The organism is Lentilactobacillus kosonis, from assembly GCF_003864335.1.
Taxonomy (GTDB): domain Bacteria; phylum Bacillota; class Bacilli; order Lactobacillales; family Lactobacillaceae; genus Lentilactobacillus; species Lentilactobacillus kosonis.
Genome location: NZ_BEXA01000003.1, coordinates 204,002 through 227,320, shown reverse-complemented (window position 1 = coordinate 227,320; position 23,319 = coordinate 204,002). Strand labels below are relative to the sequence as shown.

Annotated in this window: 20 protein-coding genes and 3 pseudogenes; 18 read left to right on the top strand and 5 right to left on the bottom strand. The window is 37.4% G+C overall.

The features are described from left to right. Positions 1-18: 18 nt before the first annotated feature. Together NBRC111893_RS06530 and NBRC111893_RS06525 are read left to right on the top strand one after the other, a co-directional pair. The gene (locus NBRC111893_RS06530) at positions 19-864 is read left to right on the top strand and encodes a D-alanyl-D-alanine carboxypeptidase (RefSeq protein WP_125008439.1); all 846 of its coding nucleotides are present in this window, start codon (positions 19-21) and stop codon (positions 862-864) included. Positions 865-997: 133 nt separating this feature from the next. Next, entirely contained in the window at positions 998-1,855 is an 858-nt protein-coding gene (locus tag NBRC111893_RS06525; RefSeq protein WP_125008438.1) for a hypothetical protein, read from the top strand. Between the two features lie 626 nt (positions 1,856-2,481). Here the strand turns inward: NBRC111893_RS06525 and NBRC111893_RS06520 are convergent. Next, a complete protein-coding gene (locus NBRC111893_RS06520; RefSeq protein ID WP_125008437.1) occupies positions 2,482-2,712 on the bottom strand; it encodes a hypothetical protein in 231 nt (76 codons plus the stop codon). Between the two features lie 414 nt (positions 2,713-3,126). Between NBRC111893_RS06520 and NBRC111893_RS06515 the strand changes: the two are divergent. Both NBRC111893_RS06515 and NBRC111893_RS06510 read left to right on the top strand, forming a co-directional pair. After that, positions 3,127-4,505, top strand: a pseudogene (locus NBRC111893_RS06515) (amino acid permease). Between the two features lie 117 nt (positions 4,506-4,622). Next, the gene (locus NBRC111893_RS06510; protein ID WP_125008436.1) at positions 4,623-5,639 is read left to right on the top strand and encodes an aldo/keto reductase; all 1,017 of its coding nucleotides are present in this window, start codon (positions 4,623-4,625) and stop codon (positions 5,637-5,639) included. Positions 5,640-5,673: 34 nt separating this feature from the next. Here NBRC111893_RS06510 and NBRC111893_RS06505 read toward each other — a convergent pair whose 3' ends face one another. Both NBRC111893_RS06505 and NBRC111893_RS06500 read right to left on the bottom strand, forming a co-directional pair. Beyond that, a complete protein-coding gene (locus tag NBRC111893_RS06505) occupies positions 5,674-6,090 on the bottom strand; it encodes a hypothetical protein (RefSeq protein WP_125008435.1) in 417 nt (138 codons plus the stop codon). Beyond that, the gene (locus NBRC111893_RS06500; RefSeq protein ID WP_125008434.1) at positions 6,063-6,575 is read right to left on the bottom strand and encodes a hypothetical protein; all 513 of its coding nucleotides are present in this window, start codon (positions 6,573-6,575) and stop codon (positions 6,063-6,065) included. The genes NBRC111893_RS06505 and NBRC111893_RS06500 overlap by 28 nt, the downstream gene beginning before the upstream one ends. Positions 6,576-6,744: 169 nt before the next feature. Here NBRC111893_RS06500 and NBRC111893_RS06495 point away from each other — a divergent pair, with 169 nt between their 5' ends. After that, positions 6,745-7,785 carry a zinc-binding dehydrogenase gene (locus NBRC111893_RS06495; RefSeq protein ID WP_125008433.1) on the top strand — a complete coding sequence of 347 codons (1,041 nt, stop codon included), beginning with the start codon at positions 6,745-6,747 and terminating at the stop codon, positions 7,783-7,785. A gap of 49 nt (positions 7,786-7,834) precedes the next feature. Here NBRC111893_RS06495 and NBRC111893_RS06490 read toward each other — a convergent pair whose 3' ends face one another. Both NBRC111893_RS06490 and NBRC111893_RS06485 read right to left on the bottom strand, forming a co-directional pair. Then, positions 7,835-9,529, bottom strand: coding sequence for an oleate hydratase (locus tag NBRC111893_RS06490; RefSeq protein ID WP_125008432.1), 1,695 nt, complete (start codon positions 9,527-9,529; stop codon positions 7,835-7,837). A 232-nt stretch (positions 9,530-9,761) separates the two neighbouring features. Next, positions 9,762-10,727: a D-2-hydroxyacid dehydrogenase gene (locus NBRC111893_RS06485; RefSeq protein WP_125008431.1), complete on the bottom strand. Its 966-nt coding sequence runs from the start codon at positions 10,725-10,727 to the stop codon at positions 9,762-9,764. A 101-nt stretch (positions 10,728-10,828) separates the two neighbouring features. On the opposite strand from NBRC111893_RS06485, the gene NBRC111893_RS06480 reads away from it, so the two are divergent. The 13 genes and pseudogenes from NBRC111893_RS06480 (at position 10,829) to NBRC111893_RS06420 (ending at position 23,101) form a co-directional block, all read left to right on the top strand. Beyond that, the gene (locus NBRC111893_RS06480) at positions 10,829-11,350 is read left to right on the top strand and encodes a GNAT family N-acetyltransferase (protein ID WP_125008430.1); all 522 of its coding nucleotides are present in this window, start codon (positions 10,829-10,831) and stop codon (positions 11,348-11,350) included. A 156-nt stretch (positions 11,351-11,506) separates the two neighbouring features. Then, a pseudogene (gene wsfD, locus NBRC111893_RS12300) lies at positions 11,507-12,882 on the top strand (glycan biosynthesis hexose transferase WsfD). Then, entirely contained in the window at positions 12,882-13,748 is an 867-nt protein-coding gene (locus NBRC111893_RS06465; RefSeq protein WP_125008427.1) for a hypothetical protein, read from the top strand. The pseudogene wsfD and the gene NBRC111893_RS06465 overlap by 1 nt, the downstream one beginning before the upstream one ends. Beyond that, positions 13,727-14,437, top strand: coding sequence for a hypothetical protein (locus NBRC111893_RS06460; RefSeq protein ID WP_125008426.1), 711 nt, complete (start codon positions 13,727-13,729; stop codon positions 14,435-14,437). The genes NBRC111893_RS06465 and NBRC111893_RS06460 overlap by 22 nt, the downstream gene beginning before the upstream one ends. A gap of 11 nt (positions 14,438-14,448) precedes the next feature. Further along, positions 14,449-15,717 (top strand): annotated as a pseudogene (locus tag NBRC111893_RS06455) (glycosyltransferase family 2 protein). 22 nt (positions 15,718-15,739) lie between these two features. Then, on the top strand, positions 15,740-17,788 hold the full coding sequence (locus NBRC111893_RS06450; protein WP_225417672.1) for a cellulose biosynthesis cyclic di-GMP-binding regulatory protein BcsB: 2,049 nt from the start codon (positions 15,740-15,742) through the stop codon (positions 17,786-17,788). Then, on the top strand, positions 17,781-18,641 hold the full coding sequence (locus NBRC111893_RS06445; RefSeq protein ID WP_125008424.1) for a GGDEF domain-containing protein: 861 nt from the start codon (positions 17,781-17,783) through the stop codon (positions 18,639-18,641). The genes NBRC111893_RS06450 and NBRC111893_RS06445 overlap by 8 nt, the downstream gene beginning before the upstream one ends. 11 nt (positions 18,642-18,652) lie before the next feature. After that, entirely contained in the window at positions 18,653-19,012 is a 360-nt protein-coding gene (locus NBRC111893_RS06440; RefSeq protein ID WP_125008423.1) for a hypothetical protein, read from the top strand. Between the two features lie 67 nt (positions 19,013-19,079). Further along, the gene (locus NBRC111893_RS06435) at positions 19,080-19,799 is read left to right on the top strand and encodes a hypothetical protein (protein WP_125008422.1); all 720 of its coding nucleotides are present in this window, start codon (positions 19,080-19,082) and stop codon (positions 19,797-19,799) included. Positions 19,800-19,901: 102 nt separating this feature from the next. After that, the gene (locus tag NBRC111893_RS06430; RefSeq protein ID WP_125008421.1) at positions 19,902-20,582 is read left to right on the top strand and encodes an EAL domain-containing protein; all 681 of its coding nucleotides are present in this window, start codon (positions 19,902-19,904) and stop codon (positions 20,580-20,582) included. 19 nt (positions 20,583-20,601) lie between these two features. Then, positions 20,602-21,951, top strand: coding sequence for an FAD-dependent oxidoreductase (locus tag NBRC111893_RS06425; RefSeq protein WP_125008420.1), 1,350 nt, complete (start codon positions 20,602-20,604; stop codon positions 21,949-21,951). 26 nt (positions 21,952-21,977) lie between these two features. After that, on the top strand, positions 21,978-22,133 hold the full coding sequence (locus tag NBRC111893_RS10690; RefSeq protein WP_160114458.1) for a hypothetical protein: 156 nt from the start codon (positions 21,978-21,980) through the stop codon (positions 22,131-22,133). A gap of 29 nt (positions 22,134-22,162) precedes the next feature. Then, the gene (locus NBRC111893_RS06420; protein WP_160114457.1) at positions 22,163-23,101 is read left to right on the top strand and encodes a GGDEF domain-containing protein; all 939 of its coding nucleotides are present in this window, start codon (positions 22,163-22,165) and stop codon (positions 23,099-23,101) included. Positions 23,102-23,319 lie beyond the last annotated feature (218 nt).

The following is a 23,319-nucleotide window of genomic DNA, read 5'->3' as shown; positions in this document are numbered from 1 at the left end:
TCTTTAGGAGGAGATAACATGAAGAAGACAATTAAACTTGCAATGCTAACACTAGGAATGTTGATTGGCTTTGCCGGAGTTCTGGGACAACAAGCAAACGCTAGTAAAACTCAGAGTGTACCTAGTAACTACTCATATAGTAGCGATTGGCACTACGGTCCGGTTCCTTACTATTCTATTTCTAAGAATAAAGATGCTTATATTTGGAATAACCAACATACCAAAAAAGTTCATAATTTAAAGAATTATCAAAATACCATTTGGATGGTTTCAAATGCATATGTAAAGCGCGTTAAGGGGAACAATGAGGTTTATTACAAAATGTACTCAGTTTATGATCCTAAAGTTAAAGGAACTGCTTGGTCGGGATACTTCAAAAAGAATTTGCAAGAAATACCAAATTTGTTTCATAACAATGAATCGTTTGAAAATTACCTTAATAGCAATCGTGCTTCAAAATTAGCTAAAATGGTCACTCAACTCTTCCCTAATTCTCAAGTTAACGTTAATTTATCTAAATACGCATACTTTAGAGAAGAAAAATATATTAAAAACTTTTCAAATCTTCAAAATATATATCCGCACGATGACAACTTAAAAATTTCTTATGAAAAAATGGCGCCTTCATTAGGTATTAAGTATATTGAAAAGTATCTAGATAACCATGGCTATGACGCTGAAAAACGTAAATCAATGACCAATTATCGAATTGGAGTTTCCATTGTTGGCAACGCTGAGGCGATTTACGATAAAAATGGGCTTACATTAGCTGAACAATATTTCTATCCAGTTCAGCTTAATAACTTTGTCGACATGATAGACTACAATGGATGTCAAATTTATCTTGGTATTCCAAATAAATAAATGTGTATAGTCGGGAAATTGCTCCCCTTTTTCTATTCAATAATTTTCTAATCTGTAAATCATAAAGATTAAGAACTGTTTTAGTTTGTAATAATAATTTGTAGAGATGATCATATTTGGAGATGAATAAAGTATGAATAAGAAAATCACAAGTATTTTAGCAACTGGTTTATTAGCTACGGGTTTGGGGCTGGTAGCACAACAATCAGCTGCACATGCATCTAATTATGCGTGGATCTCAAGTAAGACTTACGTTAGCACATCAGCTTATAAAGTTAAGGTTACTGGAAAATCTGCTTATATGTGGAATTGGAACCATACTAAAAAACTGCACAACTTACGTAATTATCCACGTACAACTTGGTATGTTCAACGAAGCGTTAAATTACGCCATAATGGCCGTAACTTAATTTACTGGCAAGTGAAAAACACATCCGGAAGAGTAATTGGATACGTTTGGCGGCAATATTTTGCTCCAGGTGGCGTAAAGGGTTCAAATATCCAAGCAAGCAACAATAATAGTCAAAACAGTAATACTTTTTCTATGAGTGATATTCCAATTTTTGATAATTATAAAAGTGATCAAGATTACCTTAACTTTATAAAATATTCACCTAATCAAAACGGTGCTCGCTTAATATTAAAAGCACTTCCAAATGCTAGTCTAAGTCTTAATCTATCAAGATATGCAACAAGTGAAGGAAACTTATCTGATGATGCCGAGGTTTCCTATGGAACGGTTGCAAATAAGATTGTAAATAAAGAAGGATTAGTTAAAAATGCATATGAATTAAAAAACTTAGAACATTTATTTTGGAACTCGAATAATGTATCACAATCCGAAATTAATGAAGCCTTGACTAAGGATGGCTTTTCTTCAGATGTTCGTATTGCTTTCCATGGCCAAATAGGCTTAATAATTCTTGATAATGTACAGAAGTCTAAAGATGGATCTGTATACTCCGGTGATTCTATTTATGCTTTAAAGTAAATATTATGTATAAAAAGACACCATGAATGGTGTCTTTTTTATTGTGCTTATTTATTTGCTTTAGCGCTTGGCAAAGTTAAGTATTACCGCGACTGAAGTACCGTGATTATCAAAGAAATCACAGTATACTTGAATATTATTTCTAGTAGTCACATCCACCACATCAGGAAGAAAATAAACGTAGATATGCGTTAGGTTGAACGAGCTATTTATTACTCCCAATTGATTAAATTTAAAAATAATTATTGGTACTAATTAAATATTTAGACATGGAAACAATAAATCTATTTTTTATTGTTTTGATTATTCTTTTTATCATAATTGTCCCAATAAGCTAACCAAAAACAAAAGATAGTTAATCCTAAAAATACCAAAGGTATAACTAGCATCGGATGTAATGCAAAAATCGTTAAAAGGCCAAAGCTTAAAAACATGCATGCTAAATTTATATAGTTCATAACAACCACTCCTGTTTAACTCGCCACTTGATCGACGAGATCTGAATTTTTTTGAATATCACATTTTTTACTGTCCAATCAACTTATCTATACTTAATTATAAATGGCTAGCATAAAATCATTAACAATACTGAAGGATGGGCTGACTAGTACCATTCACTTAATGGTTTAACTATGGGACTTTCCTGATTGTGGTTTAGTCTTGTAGTCGGTTCTTACTGACTGGATTACTAAATATATTCCATATACCAATAAAATAGCATCTAATACAAATAGTATGTGATTGCTTTCGCTTGGAACATCTTGAAGACCTGTCATTGTGATTACTAGTCCAAACCAAAAGTCGAATGTTTTATAAAAGCGCTTGTGCTGTTTAGTGTTTTCTTTAGGATTGTTCATATTTTAGTCTCCTTGCTCGTTTGAACGTTGATTAATCTTATATATTAATTACATCACTTTTATAGTAATGCAGCAAGTTACTAACATTACTATCAGTTAGGATTCATAACAAGAACAGTAGCGACTGTGTTATGAGTACTTGAAACAACTTGGCTATAGGGTCACTGCTGCTAATCGTTGGGATTGCGTCTTAATTACATGATTGTAAATTAAAATAAAGTGAAATTAGTAAATTAGCATGAAAAGGAACTTTTGATACAGGGCAGTTAATAGAATAGAAAACCACATTTTTGAGGTGCTTTTTTAGTAATCTCACAATTGAATTGGACCAACTATCTGTGCAATGTGATATAGTAAAACGGATTGTGGTTTTATTTTATATTGATTTTAAATTTTGATTGCACGAGGAGCATTATGAAAGAAATGAATGATAAGCCTAAGTTGTCGCGGTCAATGACTGCTGGGCAGATGGAAATGATCTCACTTGGTGGGGCCATTGGGGTTGGGCTATTTATGGGATCCACGTCGACGATTAAGTGGACGGGACCATCAGTTATTTTAGCCTATGCGTTTGTTGGGGTAATTTTATACATAGTTATGCGAGCACTGGGGGAAATGATTTACGTTAATCCTGGGACCGGTTCATTCGCTGATTATGCGACTGAGTACGTGCACCCGCTGGCTGGGTATCTAGCTGAGTGGGCGAATGTCTTTGAATACATTGTGGTGGGGATGTCAGAAGTGGTCGCTGCCACTGAATATTTAAAATACTGGTGGCCGCATATCAATTCGTTTACCGTTGGGATTGTGATTATCTTCTTCCTAGCTGCCGCTAATTTAGCGAGTGCCAAAGCATATGGATCACTTGAATTTTGGTTTGCGATGATCAAGGTAATTACCATTATCATGATGATTATCCTAGGCTTCATGGTGATTTTCTTTGGCCTTGGAATGGTGGTCACCCAACTGGATTCAGTAACTTATGGTCACATGGTGGGTTCTTCACTGGTGGCGTGACCGGATTCTTCTTTTCAATGTCGATCGTAGTTGGTTCATATCAAGGAATTGAATTACTTGGGATTTCTGCTGGTGAAGTGGCTAATCCGCAACAAGCCATTGTTAAATCGGTTAAATCAGTGCTATTTAGAATCCTGATTTTCTACGTTGGAGCAATCTTTGTGATTGTGACGATTTATCCATGGAACCAGTTAGGAACATTAGGTTCACCATTCGTTTCGACCTTTGCGAAGGTCGGAATCAGTGCAGCAGCGGGAATTATTAACTTCGTGGTTCTAACCGCTGCATTGTCTGGGGCTAACTCGGGGATTTATTCTTCAAGTCGGATGTTGTTTAAACTAGCTCAAGATGGTGATGCTCCTAAAGCGTTTAGCCATATTTCAAAACGGATCGTCCCTAATAAGGCCATTCTCGGAATTACCGGCGGAATCTTGATTGGATTTATCATCGATATTTTGTTCTCAATTTACAATAAATCAACGGCCGACCTTTTCGTGGTTGTGTTTAGTTCTTCAGTATTACCAGGAATGGTTCCATGGTTCGTGATTTTGTTGGCTGAGTTACGATTCAGACAAAATAATCCTAAGCTCATGGAAACTCATCCATTTAAGTTACCGTTGTACCCATTATCAAATTACTTCGCAATTTTGATGTTACTAGTTATCGTTGGATTTATGTTTATTAATCCCGATACCAGAGTGTCAGTGACTGTCGGAGCGTTAGTGTTGATTGTGGCGGCGACCGTTTATCTGGTTCGTCATCGAAAGCAAGCTTAATTATTAAATAGTAAAAAAAGTGACTCGAATCGCCTGTGATTGCGATTTGAGTCACTTTTTGGTGCCACAATCTAACGACTTGTATACTTAAGTTAAATGCTTAAGGAGGACGACTTTATGTATCAAGCAAACAGCGAGCGATATTCAAAGATGGTGTATAACCGGGTGGGCCAAAGTGGACTGAAGGTCTCGGCATTATCGCTAGGATTATGGCACAACTTCGGGAGTGTCGATGATTTTGAGAATCAAAAACAGATTATCCATGCTGCGTTTGATTCAGGAATTACATATTTTGATCTGGCGAATAATTACGGCCCCGTTCCTGGCAGTGCGGAAGAAAACTTCGGTCGAATTATGGCTAACGATATGAAGGCTTATCGAGATGAGATGATTATTTCATCTAAAGCTGGTTATCTGATGTGGCCTGGTCCTTATGGTGAGTGGGGTTCCAAGAAAAATATTATTGCCAGTGCCGATCAAAGCCTGCAACGATTGGGATTGGATTATGTCGATATCTTTTATACTCATCGACCTGATCCAGATACCCCAGTTGAAGAAACGGCTCGAGCTCTGAATCAGCTGGTTGTTGAGGGGAAGGCATTGTACATCGGTATTTCAAATTACAATGGTCAGCAAACTGAAGCAATCGCTAAGGTGTTTGAAAAATTGGGAACCCCATTCGTGATTTCCCAACCTCGTTACAACATGTTTAATCGGGGAGCTGAGAGCGACTTATTCCCAGTGCTTAAGAAATTAGGGAAGGCAGCAGTGGGATACAGTTCATTATCTCAAGGCCTATTAACCGATAAATATCTTAATGGCGTACCAGCAGATTCACGGGCTAAGAAGAGCACTAGCCCATTCTTGAGTCCGGTTCAGGTGGATGAAACGGTTGCGACGGTGAAGAAATTAAATGAAGTGGCTAATCGCCGGGATCAGTCTTTAGCAGAAATGGCATTGGCTTGGAACCTCAGAGAACCCGAAGTTGCTAGCGTGCTAATTGGGGCGAGCCGGCCAGAACAAATAGCTGATAATGTGGCTGCACTGAATAATTTGGCATTTTCTGATGAAGAATTGAAGGAAATTGACCAAATTTTGGGCCAACAATCTAATATTGATTGGGATAAGCGATAAAAAAGGAATCATCCGAGTGGATGATTCTTTTTGTTTATACGCCAAAAGCACCAATTCTAGTAAAGTAGGCAGTGTTCTTTATTTGGTATTTACTGAAAAGCAGTGCGCCCTGGTCACCATCGAACATTGAGAAAGGTTGGTGAAGGTTGGTTATGGCTAGACGATATTGTTTGTTACCACTTTTTGCGACTTTTGTATCGGGTACCCCCGTAATATGGTGAGAATAATATAGATAACGGGTGTCATTCTTTATTAAATAACCGGTTATTTTGGCACTTGAGATAGGCTTAGGATTGGTTATCTGTCCGGTTTCCATACTATCAGTGATGTTTCTATATTCAACGTAACCATTACTAGTAACTTTAATTTGCTGGTATGCTTCAGTGAATGGACTGAATTTGATGTGATCACCAGGGTATTTACTTAGGTCTCCTTGTGAATATGATGGCATGTATTTTGGTTGAGATATCCTAGTAAGTATTTATTAAGAGTAGCCGAGGATTTGGAATCAACTTCCGCAGATTGTTGCTCATAGTCTTTATTAGGGGAGCTCTTTGGTGTCTTTACATAATAACTTAATGAATCTAGGTCAATTGAAAATACGTAAGAAATGTGCTTTTTTGAATCATTAGTATAACCACGAGAACCAACTAGAATGGTTCCCTTTGGAATCGTTACATTCATATATTTAGTGGGTACATCTTCATTTGGTTCCATAAAGTTAACTGAAATTTTTACATTTTTATTTACTCGGTAGTACTTATCATTATTCCAGATACCTTTATAATCTTTTTTTATCTTATTGAATTCCTTCTTTGATAAGGAGTAAGGCATGACTGCGTCTGGATCTGTTGAGTCTGCTTGAGTAGTAACTGCGGATAAAGAAGAGAGTCCAAGGACACTCAATCCGATTAGTAGTAAGTGCTTTAGTTTCATAATAGATGACCTCTTTATAGTAGCATTAGGCTAATTGTATCATAGCTAAGACTTGGAAAAACTACTGAACTAGTAATCTTTAAGGAATAATGAGGGGTATAATAATTGAAGAAGCAAATGTCAGTAGCAGCTCTTGTTATAGTGCGCTAATTATAGGAGGAATTCATTCATGAAAGAATCAATTTTAGTTAAACCCGGTGAAATGCAGCTGGTCGATAAAGAGATCCCAGCAATCCAACAACCAGGGGATGTTATTCTCAAAGTAGTTAGAACCTGTGTCTGTGGTTCCGATTTATGGAACTATCGTGGTATTAACGATGTTAAACCAGACCAAATTAATTCAGGTCATGAAGCCTTAGCTATCGTTGAAAGTGTCGGCGATGATGTAACAACTGTTAAACCTGGCGACTTTGTCATCGCACCATTTACGCATGGATGTGGTCATTGTGCCGCATGTTTAGCTGGCTTTGACGGTTCATGTCAGAACCATCAGGATAACTTCAGTGATGGTGTTCAGGCAGAATACGTTCGTTTCCAATATGGTCAATGGTCATTAGTTAAAGTTCCTGGCCAACCAGAGGACTACAGTGAAGGCATGCTCAAATCATTGTTAACCTTAGCTGATGTTATGGCTACTGGTTATCATGCCGCCCAAGTTGCTAACGTGCACGTTGGTGATACGGTAGTTGTTATGGGCGATGGTGCGGTTGGTCTTTGTGCCATTATCGCTGCTAAGATGAAGGGCGCAAAGAAGATCATTTCAACTAGTCGTCATGACGATCGTTTGAAATTAGCTAAGGAATTCGGAGCCACTGATAACGTTGCTAGCCGTGGTGATGAAGCAGTTAAAGAAATTATGGATTTGACTAACGGTCAAGGTGCCGATGCCGTTTTGGAATGTGTCGGAACTGAGCAATCGACTGAAACGGCCATGACGGTTGGCCGTCCAGGTGCCATTGTGGGCCGTGTAGGATTGCCTCATACAGCTAGCCAAGATTTGACTGGCGCATTTTACAGTAATCTGCAAATTGCTGGTGGACCAGCATCTGTCACAACTTATGATAAGCGAGAATTATTAAAAGCTGTGTTAGATGGTGTCATTAATCCTGGTAAAGTATTTACCAAGACTTATTCATTATCAGAAATTGATCAAGCATACAAAGATATGGATGATCGGACAACCATCAAGTCATATGTGGTTGTTGACTAATAATATGTAGTAAAAAAGCTTATTCCATTTGGAATAAGCTTTTTTCTTTTTAGCTAAACATCTTCTTGGTAGCTCTTGCTAAAACTTTTGGATCTTTATCGAATCGTGGATTCTTAACTAATTTATCCATTGGCACCCCAGCAAAGTGGAACGCAGCAATTTCGCCAGACCGAACAGCGCTTTGCTCGGTGAAGACCATTTGGTAAGGCTGCTCAACAAATTCACCAGTAAAGGCAAGGTTTGTGGAGTGAGCAGGAATAACTTCTGGTCGATCAGTTTTGGCACGGTTGTTGAAGAGGGCGGAAGCGTATGGCATGTAAACCGGGATGTTGTTAATTACACTATCCATAATTTCGGCTTCTTTTTCTTTAATATTAACTGGTCCCGGATCCACCTTGGATAACTGGCCAATTAGTTCTTGAACCATTTCTTTACCAGTCATCTTAATGTACTGTTTATTTACAAATTCGCCAGTCCGACGTGGGTAAAGGAAGTAACCCCAGATCACCGATTCATTCGCTTTTTGCTCCGTAAAGTGAGGCTGATGATGGACGACAATGGACATGTTAATGTCTTCTTGACCAAGAGGCGTAATCGGGCTGGTAGACAGAAATGAATTCAACGCATTTCCAGGTACCTGGGTCGTAATGCGAGCAATTTCATTTAGTAGTATATGATTTTTAGTTGTTAGGGTGAAGCTAACCCATTCACTAGCGCTCCGGTCATTGAAAAACTTATCCGGATTACCTAAATTGTAGAAGTGCTCCGTGGCTTTTTTCCATAAACTAGCGGCAACTCCATAATCGGGATTTTCGGTTGCGGGTGTATTTAAATCACCAAGCGTAGAAGAATCGGTGATCGATCCATTAGTGAAGAAAACGGCAGTTTGATCATCGACGTTGATAGTTTCTTCTTCGTTGGTTTCAGTATTAGTCATCTTTAAGCCAGTAACAGTGATCTCATCTTGCATTGGGGTATTTTTGAACTCCCAATCAGTTACCCGGCGATTTAACACGATTTTCACGCCTTGTTTCTTTAAATAATTGATTAGTGGTAACATGATACTTTCATATTGGTTATACCTAGTTCGATTAACCCCAACTAAATGTTCGATTTGAGTAAATTCATAAATCATTTGGTGCATGTAACGGCGTAATTCTTGAACTGAGCTTTGGGTTCTAAAAGCAAAAGTGGTTTCCCACATGTACCAGAAGTGAGACTGGAAGAAGTGGGGACTCGATTTAAAGTAGTCGGCGATTGAAATGTTGTCTAAGGATTCTTCTTTTGAATCGGGCATTAGCACTAATTTTGATAATAACATTCGATCTTTATTGTCTAAACCAAGCTTGCCACCATCAATAATCCCTTTGCCACCTTGGAGTAAGCGTGCTTTATCAAATGTTGGATGTTTGGCGTCAAAGTCATGGGTATCTTCAGCAGCGGTCATGCCACTTTCAGTTGCGGATGGGATCCGAGATAACAGGTCCATTAAATCCACGTAGGTCCGATAATTCAACATCCGGCCGCCTCGCGCAACGAATCCTTGAGTCTTGTTTAGCGGGTGATTTTCATTCCAATATTCACCAGCAGCATCAGAAACCGGTGAGCCATCGTTTGAACCATGGTCATCAATAGAATAGAAAGTGATTTGATCACCGCGCCAGTGGCCTTCTTGTATTAAGTAGACTGCACCAGCTAAATTTGCTAATCCTGCGCCAATCATGATTGCTTTGCTTTTTGTCATAGCGGGTCCCTCCAAATTAAAATTAGTTAATGTGGTAACACTGTTAATAGTTGCCCATATCATTACATCTTCATTGTAAATCATTATTTTAAAATTGAAAGCGGTTTAACAAAAACGTTAAAAATTAGAATAAAAAAGTTCCTAGCAAGGACTATCACAATCGTCTATGTTGGGAACTTTTGGTTTTCATTTTAGGCTAAATCTGGTTTAATTATAAGGCTTAGAACTTAAATTAGGAATAAACGGTATTAACCGGTTTGCCATCAAGGTATGCTTGGAAGTTATCGACGGCAATGCTTAGCAGACGCTTCCGTGTGGTTAGTGGGGCCCATGCAATATGGGGAGTAATAAAGGTATTTTTGGATGTAAGCAATGGGTTATCAGGGTTAATTGGTTCCTGACTAGCGACATCAGTTCCTAGTGCCGCAATTTTTCCACTATTTAGGGCATCTGCTGTAGCGACTTCTTCAATTAAGCCACCCCGAGCGGTATTGAGAATAATTACGCCATCTTTCATTTTAGTGATATTATCACAGTCAATGATTTCGTTAGTTTCTGGGGTAAGTGGTGTATGCATGCTAATGATGTCTGATTGAGCAAATAAATCATCCATTTCAACCTGAGTAGCCCAGTCTTCAGCAAATGGTTTTGGTCTGTGATTATAGTAAATAACGTTCATTGAAAATGCATGTGCTAACCGGGCAACTTGTTGAGCAATTTTACCAAATCCGAACAGCCCAATGGTCTTGTCCTTTAATTCAATTAAAGGGGCATCCCAAAATGTATAGTCAGGGCTTTTTGACCAAGCTCCATCATGAACTAATTGGTCATGAAGACCAACTCGGTTAGTAATTTCTAGTAGTAGGGCAAATGTGTGCTGGGCTACTGCGTCAGTACCATAGGCGGGAATATTAGTTACTACAATATCATTTTCTTTGGCACCATCGAGATCAATAATGTCATAGCCGGTGCTTAAGACCCCAATATATTTTAGATTAGGGGCCTGTTTCATAACGCTAGCCGTTAAAGGGGTTTTGTTATCAAATACGATTTCAGCATCCCCAATTCGTTTTAAAATTTCACGCTCATCATTTACAGGTGTTCGATCATAAATGGCAACGTCACCCATTTTTTCGAGGGGTTCCCAACTTAAATCACCTGGATTTAAAGCATAACCATCTAGTACAACAATTTTCATCTTTAACCACCACTTTCTGGATTATCTTGTTAGCTAAAGATTACCACAGCCGAATTGTGATGTACTATTAAATTGATTAATTTTCTATGGAGGAACGGATAGTGACACTAATATATGTAAGAAAAGCAGATGAAACTGATCAATCAGTGATTATGCAAATCATTGATAACGCCAAAGCGTTTTTAAAATCGTATGGTAGCCCACAGTGGCAAGACGGGCATCCTAATGCACAGATGATTAATGATGATATAGTAAATGAACGTGGATATGTTTTGGTAGTGGATAACGAAATTGCTGGTTATGCCGCAGTATCATTTGAACCTGAAAGTAATTACAAACAGATTACTGATGGCCAATGGAAACGGCAAACCGAACCATATGCAGTAATTCATCGATTAGCAATTAGCAATGAATATCGTGGGCAACGGTTGTCCAAGATTATGTTGTCTAATTTAATTTCGATAATTGTAAATCATCAATTTGTTAATGTACGGATCGATACTCATCCGTTAAATAAGCCCTTGCAGGGACTTGTAGCTTCATTTGGCTTCGTTAGACGTGGCCAAATTAACGTAATCGATAAATTAGATCCTATTAGAGAGGCGTTTGAATTGAATTTATAATCTTATTAGTAAGAATCCATTAAGGGGGATTTGGATTTGAATTTATCAACATTTGTTAATGGATGGCGGCAAATTAAATTAAAAATAGGGCAAGCTTTTTTTATTGTCACTAAACATTGTTCACCTGAAGCTCTAACCGTAACAATCTGCGGATTGATGGGGATATATCTGTTATTAATTGCACCAATTCATGGATATGCCGATAATGGTGATTTCACCAGGGTATTGAATAGTAATGGGTTATATGCAATTAAAGCATCAGATTCACGGTACGTGGTTACTAACTACGGCATTAGACAATATTACAATGAGTTAGCTAGTCCAACATGGAAAACGCAGAACATGTTTATTCAATTAGCAATTTTGATAAATAAGTTACTGTTTAGTACGCAGATATTTGATATTCGTTTTTTAGGCGTGATTTACCTAGTGGTTTATATTAGTGGTATTTATTTGTTCACTAAGGCTTTGGTTCCGGGAAATCGTACAACAGGTGCATATGTAGTTGCCATCTTAATTGGTTTAGTTGCTGGCGATTCAGCGTTTATGATGTACTTTAATTCATTTTATCCCCAAGCTACTACGTTAATTTTCTTAGTACTGGCGGTGGCTTTGTTACTTTATATTCCTCAGTTGCATGGAAAAAACTATTCGCTGCAGTGATTGCTTACTTTGTGGCGGTGGGACTATTAGTAATGGGAGATTATTCAGCAGCCCCCTTAGGCATTGTATTTGCAATTGCGGCAATCGGCTTATTTTTCTTGCCTAGAATTAAGTATCAGCGGTGGTATTTAGGATCGGGAGTGGCCATGCTTTTGATTGTTAGTGGCATCTCAACAAAGATGCTAACTCCAGAGGAACAAACAGTAAATAAATATCAGTCATTTACTAAGGGGGTACTAGTAAACAACCCTAATCCTATGGAAAGCCTGAATGACAGTAAGCTTAATAAGCAATTCTCATTGATGAAGGAACAAGACTATTTTCCGGCTGACTATACGGCTTTGAAACCAGATTCTAAGTATGTTAAGCATAACCTCATTGATAAGTACAATTCATTTTGGTTAATTGATTATTATGGAAATAATCTTAATCAACTTGGTACCTCACTCAATGATGTTGCTAAAAATGTGATGATAGTACAGGTGTCGGCCTTAGGAAATTATACTAAGAATCATGGGCGAGCATTACAGCAATTTAGTTTCTTTACGCTATATAGTCAATTAAGTAGTACATTTTATCCCAAAAAGTATGCATTTAACATCATGATTGGATTAACGCTAGGAATTGTTTATTTAGTAGGGATGTATAACAACTTTAAGAACCGTAAGCAAATTGCCGGGATTATGAAATTTTTCTTAGTAATAGGGTTAATGACAGGTGCGGCCATTTTGCCCGTCACGACATTGCTTACATTTGGGGAAACTAACTTGGCACAGCACATGCTGCCAGTTTCGTATAGTTTGGATTTGGTGTACCTAATTCTAATTGCTGACATTATCAGAAAACGTTTGTGGAAAGGAACGAGTTAATGAAGCATAAATTAAATACGTTATTAATTCTATTTGGTTTGTTGTTTGGCATTGGCTGGTTTTCCCAAACTGCTCAGGCTGCCGATAACCCTAAGGTGCTATTGGCATATGATTCTCAAAATGTTGTTCATAAAGGAAATGAAAAAATTGATGCTGTCCAGCGGTTACTGAGTAGTTTAAATATTAAAGTCGATACTGTTAGAATTCAGGACTATCACAAGGGAATGCTGCCGCAAGGCCACTATGCTGGAGTTATTACGATGATCAACTGGCCTGATGGTCGCCAAGCTAACCTGAATTTTAATAAGGATCGTGATAAATATTCTGGTATCAAGTTGCACCTGGGTGATGGGATAACAAATAATGAAGTTCAACAACTTAAAGTGCGAACTGTAACGGTATTTCACCAACAGTTTGCAATTAAAACTGGTCGCCAATCTAGTCAGTCAATCCCATTTAGTAGCTCGATTGTGCTGGTAAAGAATGTGCCTAAGTCTGCGAAAGTATTCGGAAACTTAGTAACGCAAACCAGTAATCAGCAACAATATCCATATGGCATTATAGATGGCAATCAGGGATATATTCCTCGATTTTATCAAGACGGGTTGGGCTTGCTAAGCGCAGGTCAACTAATTGCTAAGTTGTTTAACCGTTCTTTTAGTCAGCAACCAGTTGTCACTATTACAGGGATTATGCCATACAGTGATTTAACCAGACTTAATCAGTTAAGTAAGCAATTTTACCAAGCCGGAATTCCATTTATTGTTAGCACTACTAGTGTAAATAATGTTGCTAACTACCAAGCATTTTCGAAGTTTGCCAACAGTTTGCGATTGGTTGAACAGTGCGGTGGGGTAATTTTTTAAAGACTCCTACAACAATCGAACCCAGTGCTAGCAGTGGACTGGAATTAAGTAGCATTATTCAAAACAACTTGGTTTCGTTAGGCCAACAGAAAGTATTTCCAGTAGGCATCACGACAAATAATTACTGGAACCAAGATGCGGTCTATCGAAATAACGCATTAACTAAGGCTAACACGCGAATTTTGTTAGCTAACCCAAGTGAATTCAGCTACGCTGATCAAGACAATCGAGCAGGAGTCGCCCAGAATAGTTTTTATGGAGTATCAATCAATCAGTTTACAAATATTCATCAACTAACAAGCGTTACTTGGCCAATGCCCGTTGCTTTAACCATGCCATTGCCAAAGAAGTCCACCGCAATTAACCAGTTAATTGCCAAGATTAATCGGTTAAATATTGATTTACTTAATCCGTTGGCTACTGATTACGAAATGAAAATTATGAGTGGATCGATTCAATTTAGTCAAAAAGGTGGCAATTATTATTTAAATAATAGTCCAGTTCAGATTACTAAACCGCGAAATATTATCTACCAACATGCTCCCAAACAGGCAGTGTCACCTATTAACCAGTTTTTTAAAACCCAATCGAATGTAATGTTGATTTTATTTAGTGTTATTTTGGTTATCTTTATTGCGTTTATTTGGATGGGTCGGCGGATATATCGCAGAATGTTTACCGATAAATAATTAAAGGAGTTATCAATGACCGTTTTAGATTTTTTCTATTAATTGCAGTATTGTCGATTTGGTTAATTTTAATTGTTAATTTAATTTTGACGATTGCTGGTTATACGTATTACTTGAAGTGGAGTAAAACTCCCACGCCAAAGCTACCGGAGGACCATGAGGACGTACCATTTGTGTCCATTTTAGTTCCCGCCCATAATGAGGGCATCGTAATTGTTAAAACGGTTCAGTCATTACTCAATTTTGATTACCCTCATGATCGCTATGAGGTAATTGTAATTAACGATAACTCAAGTGACAATTCTGCGGAACTGTTAGCGGGATTGCAAGACTTGTACAAAGGACGAAATTTAGAGGTAATTAATACTGATAAGACCAACGGTGGTAAGGGTAAGTCCAATGCATTGAATATTGCCTTAAAGACTAAGGCCAAGGGATCCTTAATTTCAATCTATGATGCCGATAATACCCCTGAATCCGGGGCATTACGGATCTTGGTGGCCCAACTATTACAAAATGATAAAACTGGCGCAGTAATTGGTAAGTTTAGAACGAGAAATAAAGATGCCTCGTTACTTACCAGATTCATTAATATTGAGACATTGTCATTTCAGTGGATGGCACAGGCTGGTAGGCAACAATTATTTGGTCTATGTACGATTCCTGGAACTAACTATGTTATTCGGCGTGATCTATTAGAAGACATCGGCGGCTGGGATGAAAAGGCCCTTGCGGAAGATACCGAGATTAGCTTTCAGGTTTATCGACGGGGTTATCACATTCGTTTCCAACCAAGAGCCGTTACCTGGGAACAAGAGCCGCAAACGATGGATGTATGGTTTCATCAACGAACGCGGTGGGTGAAGGGCAATATTTATGTGATTTTGAAAAATACAAAATTGCTATTTGATCCAAAATCAGTTCGTATTCGCTTCGACTTATTTTACTTTATGGCTGTTTATTTCTTATTAATGACGTCATTAATTTTGTCGGATGCGGTTTTTGTATTATCAGTTTCCGGGGTAGTTCATTCTAACTTGCAGGGATTTAGCAACTCAGTGTGGGCCTTTGCAATTCTGTTATTTGTATTAAGTTACGTTTGTAACGGTCCTAACCGAGAAAGGTGAGATGACTTCTCAAATCTATTAATAATATTATTGATGTACGCAGTTTATAGCCAAATGTGGTTAGCTGTGGCCGTCCATGGAATGGTGGGGTATATTCGTGAACAAGTTTTTCATCAACAAGCAAAATGGTATAAAACCAAGCGGTATAAGTAAGTTAATTGGTCTGATATTTGTAATGGTGATTTTTTTAGGCAGCGGGATCAGCGCACAAGGTGCCAAAAAAGATGTTAAGAAGGACAATCCATTAACCTATACAGAGCCTTTTCAAAATTCAACGACCAGTTTATCTGGGAGTTCAGTTCAAACCAATATGTATTTCGTTAAGATGGGGTATTGGGATGTTAAAAAAGCTACCTTGAACCTGAGCTTTCAAATAACTCAGCTTAATGATCAGAAGTCCTCTGATATTACTGTTATGATCAATGGGACCAAATTTTATTCGTTTCGACCTAAGAACAATGGTGGGATTCAAAGTAAGCAAATTGAAATTCCTAAAAAGCTTATTGCTGGCACTAACAACCTTCAAATTATGGGGCAAATTACTAATAAAAATAGTAACCAGTCAGTTCCAACTCCAGCAAATTGGCTGACAGTTTATGATGGAGCGAATGTTAACTTTGAATACAAATTAAAAGAAGCTAACGATTCCATTAAGTCATTTTATGATCACTTTACTGGCGCAGATACAATTAGTAATCAAGCCGCAGTTGTAGCAACGGTTAATGAACCGGATAATCAAGACTTAGCCGCAAGTGCTATAGCGTTATCTGGACAATCCAGAACAATTACCACAGAAGATGATGAGTTACCAATTGTGACGCTTAATGATAAAAAATATGAGCAAGCTAAGTATCGAATGATTGTGGCTAAGTATGACCAACTGCCAGCCAACTTAAAAAAAGCAGTTGATGGTAAAGGGCTAGATCAATCGGCAGTACTACAACGTGTTAATTCTGGTAACCATCACGACTTAATTGTTACATCAAATAGCAGTGATTTATTAACTCGGGCAGCAAAGTTCGTTGCCAATTCTGAGTTGATGAGTGAAACGTCATCAGCCAGAAAAGAAGTAACCAACCAAACTGATACTGATACTTCAGTATTGCAATATCAAGGACGTTATCAGTTAACTAATCAAGATGTGCAGTTAACAGGTGCTAACCATCACGAACAGGCATTTTTTGTTAGCCTGCCAGTTGATCGAACCAATGCAAATGGATCTAAGATAAAGATTGACTACAAGTATGCTAAAAACCTGGATTTTAATAATTCATTAATTACGGTATACGTCAATAACCAAGCAGTTGGTAGTAAAAAATTAACGAAGCAAAGAGCAGATGACGATTCAGTGACGGTGTCATTACCTAAAGATAAACCACTAGGCAATAGTTTTACTATCCGAGTTGCCTTTGATTTACAGTTGAAGAACAATGCTGACAGCAATGAAGCTACCCCATGGGCAACAATTAGCAATAATTCAGAAGCAGACATTAAATCAGAGCCGCAAAATGATTTATTATTTAAAAATTATCCTAGCATGTTCATTAAAAACGGCGCTTTTAATAACTTAGCAATTGTTCGGCCTAAAGCGATGACTGCCAATGATTTTAAGACGTTTACAAATATTGTTAATTTAATTGGTAATTACACTCAAAGTAATTTAGGAAAATTAACAGTTTATAATAATAATCCAAGTTCAACGACTCTCGAAAATGCTAGTGTTATCGCGTTTGGAACCCCTAGTCAAAATAGTTTGATTAAGCAGTTGAATTCAAAACTGTATTTTAAATTTGATGATGGATTTGATCACTTTTTATCTAACGAAAAGTTAAGTATCGAGAGTGGCTATGGACATAATGTAGGAACTGATCAGCTGTTGAAATCGCCATACAATAAACAGCGCGGACTGTTAGTGATTACCGCAGCTAATCCGGCGGATGTATTTATTGCTTCCACACAAATTAGCGATCAAAAGACCATTCAACAATATCAAAATACAGATGGAATATTGGTTGATCAGGATAATAATCATTATAGTTACCGATTTAAAAAGGTTGCCGCAATTAACCCGCGGCAAAACGTTAGGAATGAAATTAGTAAAAACTCTAAGTTATTAATTTACTTAGGGTTAGCCATATTTGTGGCATTAATTATTGCAGTTATCGGGTTTATGTTATTACGAAAAAATGGACTATTGAAGTTAGGAGAGAATAAACATGAATGATGATACACGAAACAATCTTTTATCAGACATCTATTTATTAGCTTTTCTGGCGTTAATGGGACTAACTGCGCTATTAATGAGCTTTACTGGAAATATCATCATCAACACGATTTATATGGGATTGACCATCCTATCAATAGTAATTACGTACTTTTATGGAATTTATGCAGGATTCGTTGAAAATTTAGTGTTTATCTTTATTCAAATCATCAGCATGCTTTATCTAAATGGTGTCGACCACGAACATTTACCAGTGGAATTAGCGTTTTGGCTGATTATGCCAATTTTATTATCAGGTTGTGTTTATCAGATGACAACTAAGCAACGTGAAATCCAAACTTCTAACAACAATTTACGAAAAGCAATTGCAGAACAAGGAGCGTTTGATACAGAAACTAATCTCCGAACAACGATTGCTTACGTGCAAGATGCCAATGTATTCATTGAAACCAATCGACGCTTTAATTTACCAGTCTCGACAATTATTATTCGGATTCGCTACTATGAAGAATTAAAACGGATGATGAGTGCTGAGCAACAGAAGTTCTTGTTAGAAATCACCTCTAATGTAATTACACGATCAACGCGAGAAAACGACGTAACATATTATTTAAATAATGAACTTCCGACATGGGGAATTTTAGTCTATACGGATGCCAACGGCGCAAAAATTGCTGCTGAGCGTATTAAAGAAAACTTCAAGAAGAATTTAGCGGGAAATGAACAATTAAATGGTTTAAATATTTCATTAGCAATTGGAATTTCAATGTGGAATGCTGATGAAATGAATAGTCCATATGACTTAATTGATGGTGGAGTTAAGGAAATAGAATATGATGTGCCAACATCATAGGGTGATATGAAATGAGGAAAATAGTTAAAATATTAATTGCTTGTCTTAGTGGATTATTAATCACTGCTTGTAGTTCTAATAATGAAGCACAAGTGACCATCCCAAACAGACAGACTAACAAGATGGTTTTAGCGAAGTATCAAATGCGATCCAATCCTGTAAATAAGCAACGGGCTAAACAGTTATCTCGATTTATTAAAGCTAATATGTTAGCAAAGCAGGGGATTTATACTAACCTTAGTCAGCAAAAGCAACCGGCTGAGCTAGCCACCGGCCATGAGATGCTAAGTGAGTCATCGGGTATGTGGTTAACTTACTTAGCATTAAATAAGCAAACAAAAGCCATACCAAAAATTCCTAAACCAAACTGACCAGACTTTTAATCAGGGGAACCAGTATAGTTATCGCTACAATCCGGAAAATAACCAATTAGCGAACGTGAATGCAACACTAGATGATTTACGAATTATTCGATCGATGGTAGTTTACGATGCTGTTAATAATAGTGTAAAGTATCAAAAAACTGCCGCTAAAAGATTTGCCAAACTTAAGCCAAATGTGATTCAGCACGGTCAACTAACCGATTTCTATGATGTTAATTTGAAAAAGGGAACTTCAACAGGTTCTTTAGCGTACTTTGATCTCTTAACATTAAAATATTTTGAATCAGCCACTAACCAAGGTCGCAAAGACTATCAGCGTCAACTTCAGGTTGTAAATCACGGATATCTTGGGGATGTCTTCCCGCTATATGCTGCAAATTATAATTGGCAGACTAAACAGTATTCTCAACAAAATCTTAATGGTTCTGAAGCACTAGTGGTGTTATTACACCTTGCAGAGGTTGGCAAGATTAAATCAACTAGTTTGAATTGGTTGAGGTTACAAATTGATCAACACCAACTTGCAAACACGTACTCAATAACTGGCCAAATTGTGGACAAAAATCAATCTCCCGCTAATTATGGATTAGCCGCGATGATTTTTGCTAATGTCAACGATCAGGCATATTACCAAAAAGCAATGAAACTTGTGTGGAAGTCCCAAGTTAAGAAAGCGGGAATTAAAGTAAATGGTGGAATTGGAATTGCGAAAAATAATGAGTTCTATTCATATAATAACTTGGTTTCCCTATTAGCTTCGCAAATGGCAAAATGATTGATAAATAGCATTTTGAATGACCTTAAGTGTTAAAATTATAACAATTAGGTTAATCGCATTGACCGCTATTAAAATGAGGGCATGTAAAGGAGTATTGATATGTACCGTTATTTTATTCAACCACAGCTAAATAGATTTACTAATTCACTAATTGGCTATGAGTTGTTGATGAAAAAATACGTGGGAGATCACTGGGAACCACCGGTAAGATTTGCCGATATTCCAGCAGATATTATTGCCGATGTCTTGTTAGAAACTACAAAAAAATTGGCTTTAAAGATTGGTTCCGTATCAGTTAATTTAAATCGAACACAGATGATGAATCCGTCAATTAGCAAGGCTATTGCAGAAGCTCAAGATATCTTGCGCCCAATGAGAGTAAACATTGAATTGACTGAAGAGCCTGCGGATGAAGGCATTACAGTTGCGGACATGGAACCACATTTTAAAGTGTTTGAACAGCGAGGAATGGAACTCTGTATTGATGATGTTGGTACTGGGGAAAATCAACTTGATCGGATTTCTGAATTAATTCCATATTCTTCAGAAATTAAGTTTGCTTTGCAAAATTTTGATGAACCATTTACTGATAAAAAAATCCAAGAACGTGTTAAGTTTTGGCATCAAGTTGCGATTGATAATAAATTACGATTCATTCTTGAGGGGATTGAAGATCAACAGGATGATGAAATTGCGACGGCACTTGAAATTGATTTACGGCAAGGGTACTACTATGGGGCGCCACATCTTTTGAGAATTAAAGATGATGATCCAAGATAATTATTAGGGGGAAGTAATCATGAAAGTAATCATAATTGGGTGTACCCATACGGGAATTGCTGCAATTAATGAAATCACCAAACGGTATCCAGAAACTGAAGTGGTCGTTTATGAGCGCCATGATAATGTTTCGTTTCTGTCTAGTGGGGTACCACTTTACTTGAGTGGGATGGTCGATAAATTAGAAACTATGTGCTACTCCAGTCCTGAAGAATTAGCTAAAACTGGGGCGAGAATTAATATTAGCCACGATGTCTTAAAAATCGATTCAGATAATAAAACAGTCACAGTCGAAAATTTAAAAACTAGGCAAATTTTCACTGATAATTATGATAAATTAATCATGGCAACTGGTTCATATGTCCCTTTACCACCGCTTTACGGAGTAGATAATTCAAGAGTTTTGTTGTGTAAGGATTATAATCAGGCCCGTGAAATTCATAAAACCGCTAAAGATAATCATAGGATAGCAATTATCGGTGGTGGTTATGTCGGCGTCGAACTAGCCGAAGGATATACTAAAACTGGTCATGAGGTCACAATTATTCAAGGAAACCCACAACTGCTAAATAATTACGTTGATCTTGATACATCAGATTACGTTGTTAAATTATTGCGAGATCATGGAGCTGATGTACACTTAGGCGAACGTTGCCAATCATTTGATAGTAGTCCGGAAACAAATGAAGTGGTTGTCGAGACCGACAAGGGAGCATATAATGTGGACTTGGCAATCGTTTGCACGGGCTTCTTAGCCAACACGAGTTTATTACAAGGACAAGTTAAGATGACTCGCGAAGGGGCAATTATTGTTAATGATTATATGCAGAGTTCTAATCCTGATATTTATGCTGCAGGAGACGCTAGTGTGCAGCATTTTAATCCAGATGATGACAATGAGTCATATATCCCGTTAGCGACTAATGCAATTCGTCAGGGGGCCCTTGCCGGGATTAATATCGTAGGCAACATTCAAGAATCCATGGGAACACAGGCTACGTCCGCAATTATGATTTATGGTTATACCGTCGCTTCGACTGGATTAACATTAAGAAATGCTGAACGCAAGGGGATTAATGCTACATCCGTCACTTGGAAAGGCGATTATCGGCCTGATTATATGCCATCAACTGAAAAATTAACCATCAAATTAATTTATGATCGCGACTCTCGCCGGGTGTTAGGGGCTCAATTAATTAGCAAGCATGAGGTGGCCAAATCAGCGAATGCCATGTCGATAATTATTCAAAATCGAAACACAATTGACGAATTAGCATATATTGATATGTTGTATAATCCCCATTATGATCAACCATTTAATTATTTAAATCTGGTTGCCCAATTAGCAGTTGATAAAGAATTAGGTTAGGACGAATTTAGATTGAGGTATTTCGTATGACGAATCATGCATGGTTATTGTCGCCACTGATGACAAGCGTGTTTTTTGTATTAGGAGTTGCCCTGTTTTTCCAAGTGATTATGCAGATGCTAGCTTTGAATTATGCAAAACTGAGTGGTCCGTTATTACTTTTGAACGGATTCAAAGAATAATTAGCGTTTTGTATTTTGGCATCGTTGCCGTGATACTAGAAATAAATAGCTTCCGTAATATTGGTAGTGAAGGGTTTGTTAACTTTCGTATCTTGTTAGTGATTTACATCATGGCTTATTTAGGACAGATCGAAGGATTGTCAGTATTAATGATCAGCCTGATTTCCTATATTACCCTTAGAGGAATTGATGCTAATACACCGGGGTTCATTGCGATTTTCCTTGTGGGATACGCAGTCTTTGCATATCTCGTTAAATTGTTGCAATTGAAAAAAATCACGATGTTGACTTGGCTGATCGTTGTTAATGTTGTGGTAATTGGATATTGGTTTTGGATAAGTGGTGGTACGTTTACCAATGCTAACATGTGGTATCAGATCTTAGCTTTTATGATAACGAGCGGGTGTCTTAGCTTTGAATTGACTCAGATTATGACCGATAATAATGAAATTATTATGATCTCACGACAGGCAAGAACGGACTATTTAACGGGCCTAAAGAACGACGGAGCGTTTACCAAGGAACTCTCCTTTGCTATAGAAAATTCAGACAATGACGACCAGCCCTTGCATTTGATGGCATTAGATATTGATCATTTTAAAATGATCAATGACCAGCATGGTCATTTGGCGGGCAACAAGATATTATCATTTGTTGGGTGGTCATTTAAGCAAATCATTAACGATATGCCAGGAGTAGACTGTTATCGGGTCGGTGGCGAAGAGTTCGATATTATATTTAGGGATGTTCATATTTCGGATGTTGAAGAGATCGCTCGTGAAATTAATCAGCAAATCCAAATGGCAGAAATTGAATATAAAGGGATAGCCATTCCAATCACAATTTCAATTGGTATTGCGACAAAGCATCCAAATGATAATAGTGATGATCTGTATGATCGAGCCGATAAAATGTTGTATACATCTAAGCGAAACGGTCGTAATCGAATTACTTCTGATAACAATTAGGGTACTATTATCAAGCTGTTTAATAAGTGAGTTTGCTTTTTAAAAAATAAAGGCATAAAATATTATTGTAATTATTAAAATTTAATGATAAAATTACTTACTAAGAAATAAGGAGGCCATAAATATGAAAATTAAAGCAATTCACGTACATAATTTTAATAACACAATGACCGCCACCTCAACCACCATTATGCCTGGTTGAGGATTTTAAAGTGCCT

What these genes read in the sequence shown, in the direction of transcription:
- NBRC111893_RS06530 (WP_125008439.1), top strand. Translation starts at nt 19, where the DNA reads ATGAAGAAGACAATTAAACTTGCAATGCTAACACTAGGAATGTTGATT.
- NBRC111893_RS06525 (WP_125008438.1), top strand. Translation starts at nt 998, where the DNA reads ATGAATAAGAAAATCACAAGTATTTTAGCAACTGGTTTATTAGCTACG.
- NBRC111893_RS06520 (WP_125008437.1), bottom strand. Translation starts at nt 2,712, where the DNA reads ATGAACAATCCTAAAGAAAACACTAAACAGCACAAGCGCTTTTATAAA.
- NBRC111893_RS06510 (WP_125008436.1), top strand. Translation starts at nt 4,623, where the DNA reads ATGTATCAAGCAAACAGCGAGCGATATTCAAAGATGGTGTATAACCGG.
- NBRC111893_RS06505 (WP_125008435.1), bottom strand. Translation starts at nt 6,090, where the DNA reads ATGCCATCATATTCACAAGGAGACCTAAGTAAATACCCTGGTGATCAC.
- NBRC111893_RS06500 (WP_125008434.1), bottom strand. Translation starts at nt 6,575, where the DNA reads ATGAAACTAAAGCACTTACTACTAATCGGATTGAGTGTCCTTGGACTC.
- NBRC111893_RS06495 (WP_125008433.1), top strand. Translation starts at nt 6,745, where the DNA reads ATGAAAGAATCAATTTTAGTTAAACCCGGTGAAATGCAGCTGGTCGAT.
- NBRC111893_RS06490 (WP_125008432.1), bottom strand. Translation starts at nt 9,529, where the DNA reads ATGACAAAAAGCAAAGCAATCATGATTGGCGCAGGATTAGCAAATTTA.
- NBRC111893_RS06485 (WP_125008431.1), bottom strand. Translation starts at nt 10,727, where the DNA reads ATGAAAATTGTTGTACTAGATGGTTATGCTTTAAATCCAGGTGATTTA.
- NBRC111893_RS06465 (WP_125008427.1), top strand. Translation starts at nt 12,882, where the DNA reads ATGAAGCATAAATTAAATACGTTATTAATTCTATTTGGTTTGTTGTTT.
- NBRC111893_RS06450 (WP_225417672.1), top strand. Translation starts at nt 15,740, where the DNA reads ATGGTGATTTTTTTAGGCAGCGGGATCAGCGCACAAGGTGCCAAAAAA.
- NBRC111893_RS06445 (WP_125008424.1), top strand. Translation starts at nt 17,781, where the DNA reads ATGAATGATGATACACGAAACAATCTTTTATCAGACATCTATTTATTA.
- NBRC111893_RS06440 (WP_125008423.1), top strand. Translation starts at nt 18,653, where the DNA reads ATGAGGAAAATAGTTAAAATATTAATTGCTTGTCTTAGTGGATTATTA.
- NBRC111893_RS06430 (WP_125008421.1), top strand. Translation starts at nt 19,902, where the DNA reads ATGTACCGTTATTTTATTCAACCACAGCTAAATAGATTTACTAATTCA.
- NBRC111893_RS06425 (WP_125008420.1), top strand. Translation starts at nt 20,602, where the DNA reads ATGAAAGTAATCATAATTGGGTGTACCCATACGGGAATTGCTGCAATT.
- NBRC111893_RS10690 (WP_160114458.1), top strand. Translation starts at nt 21,978, where the DNA reads ATGACGAATCATGCATGGTTATTGTCGCCACTGATGACAAGCGTGTTT.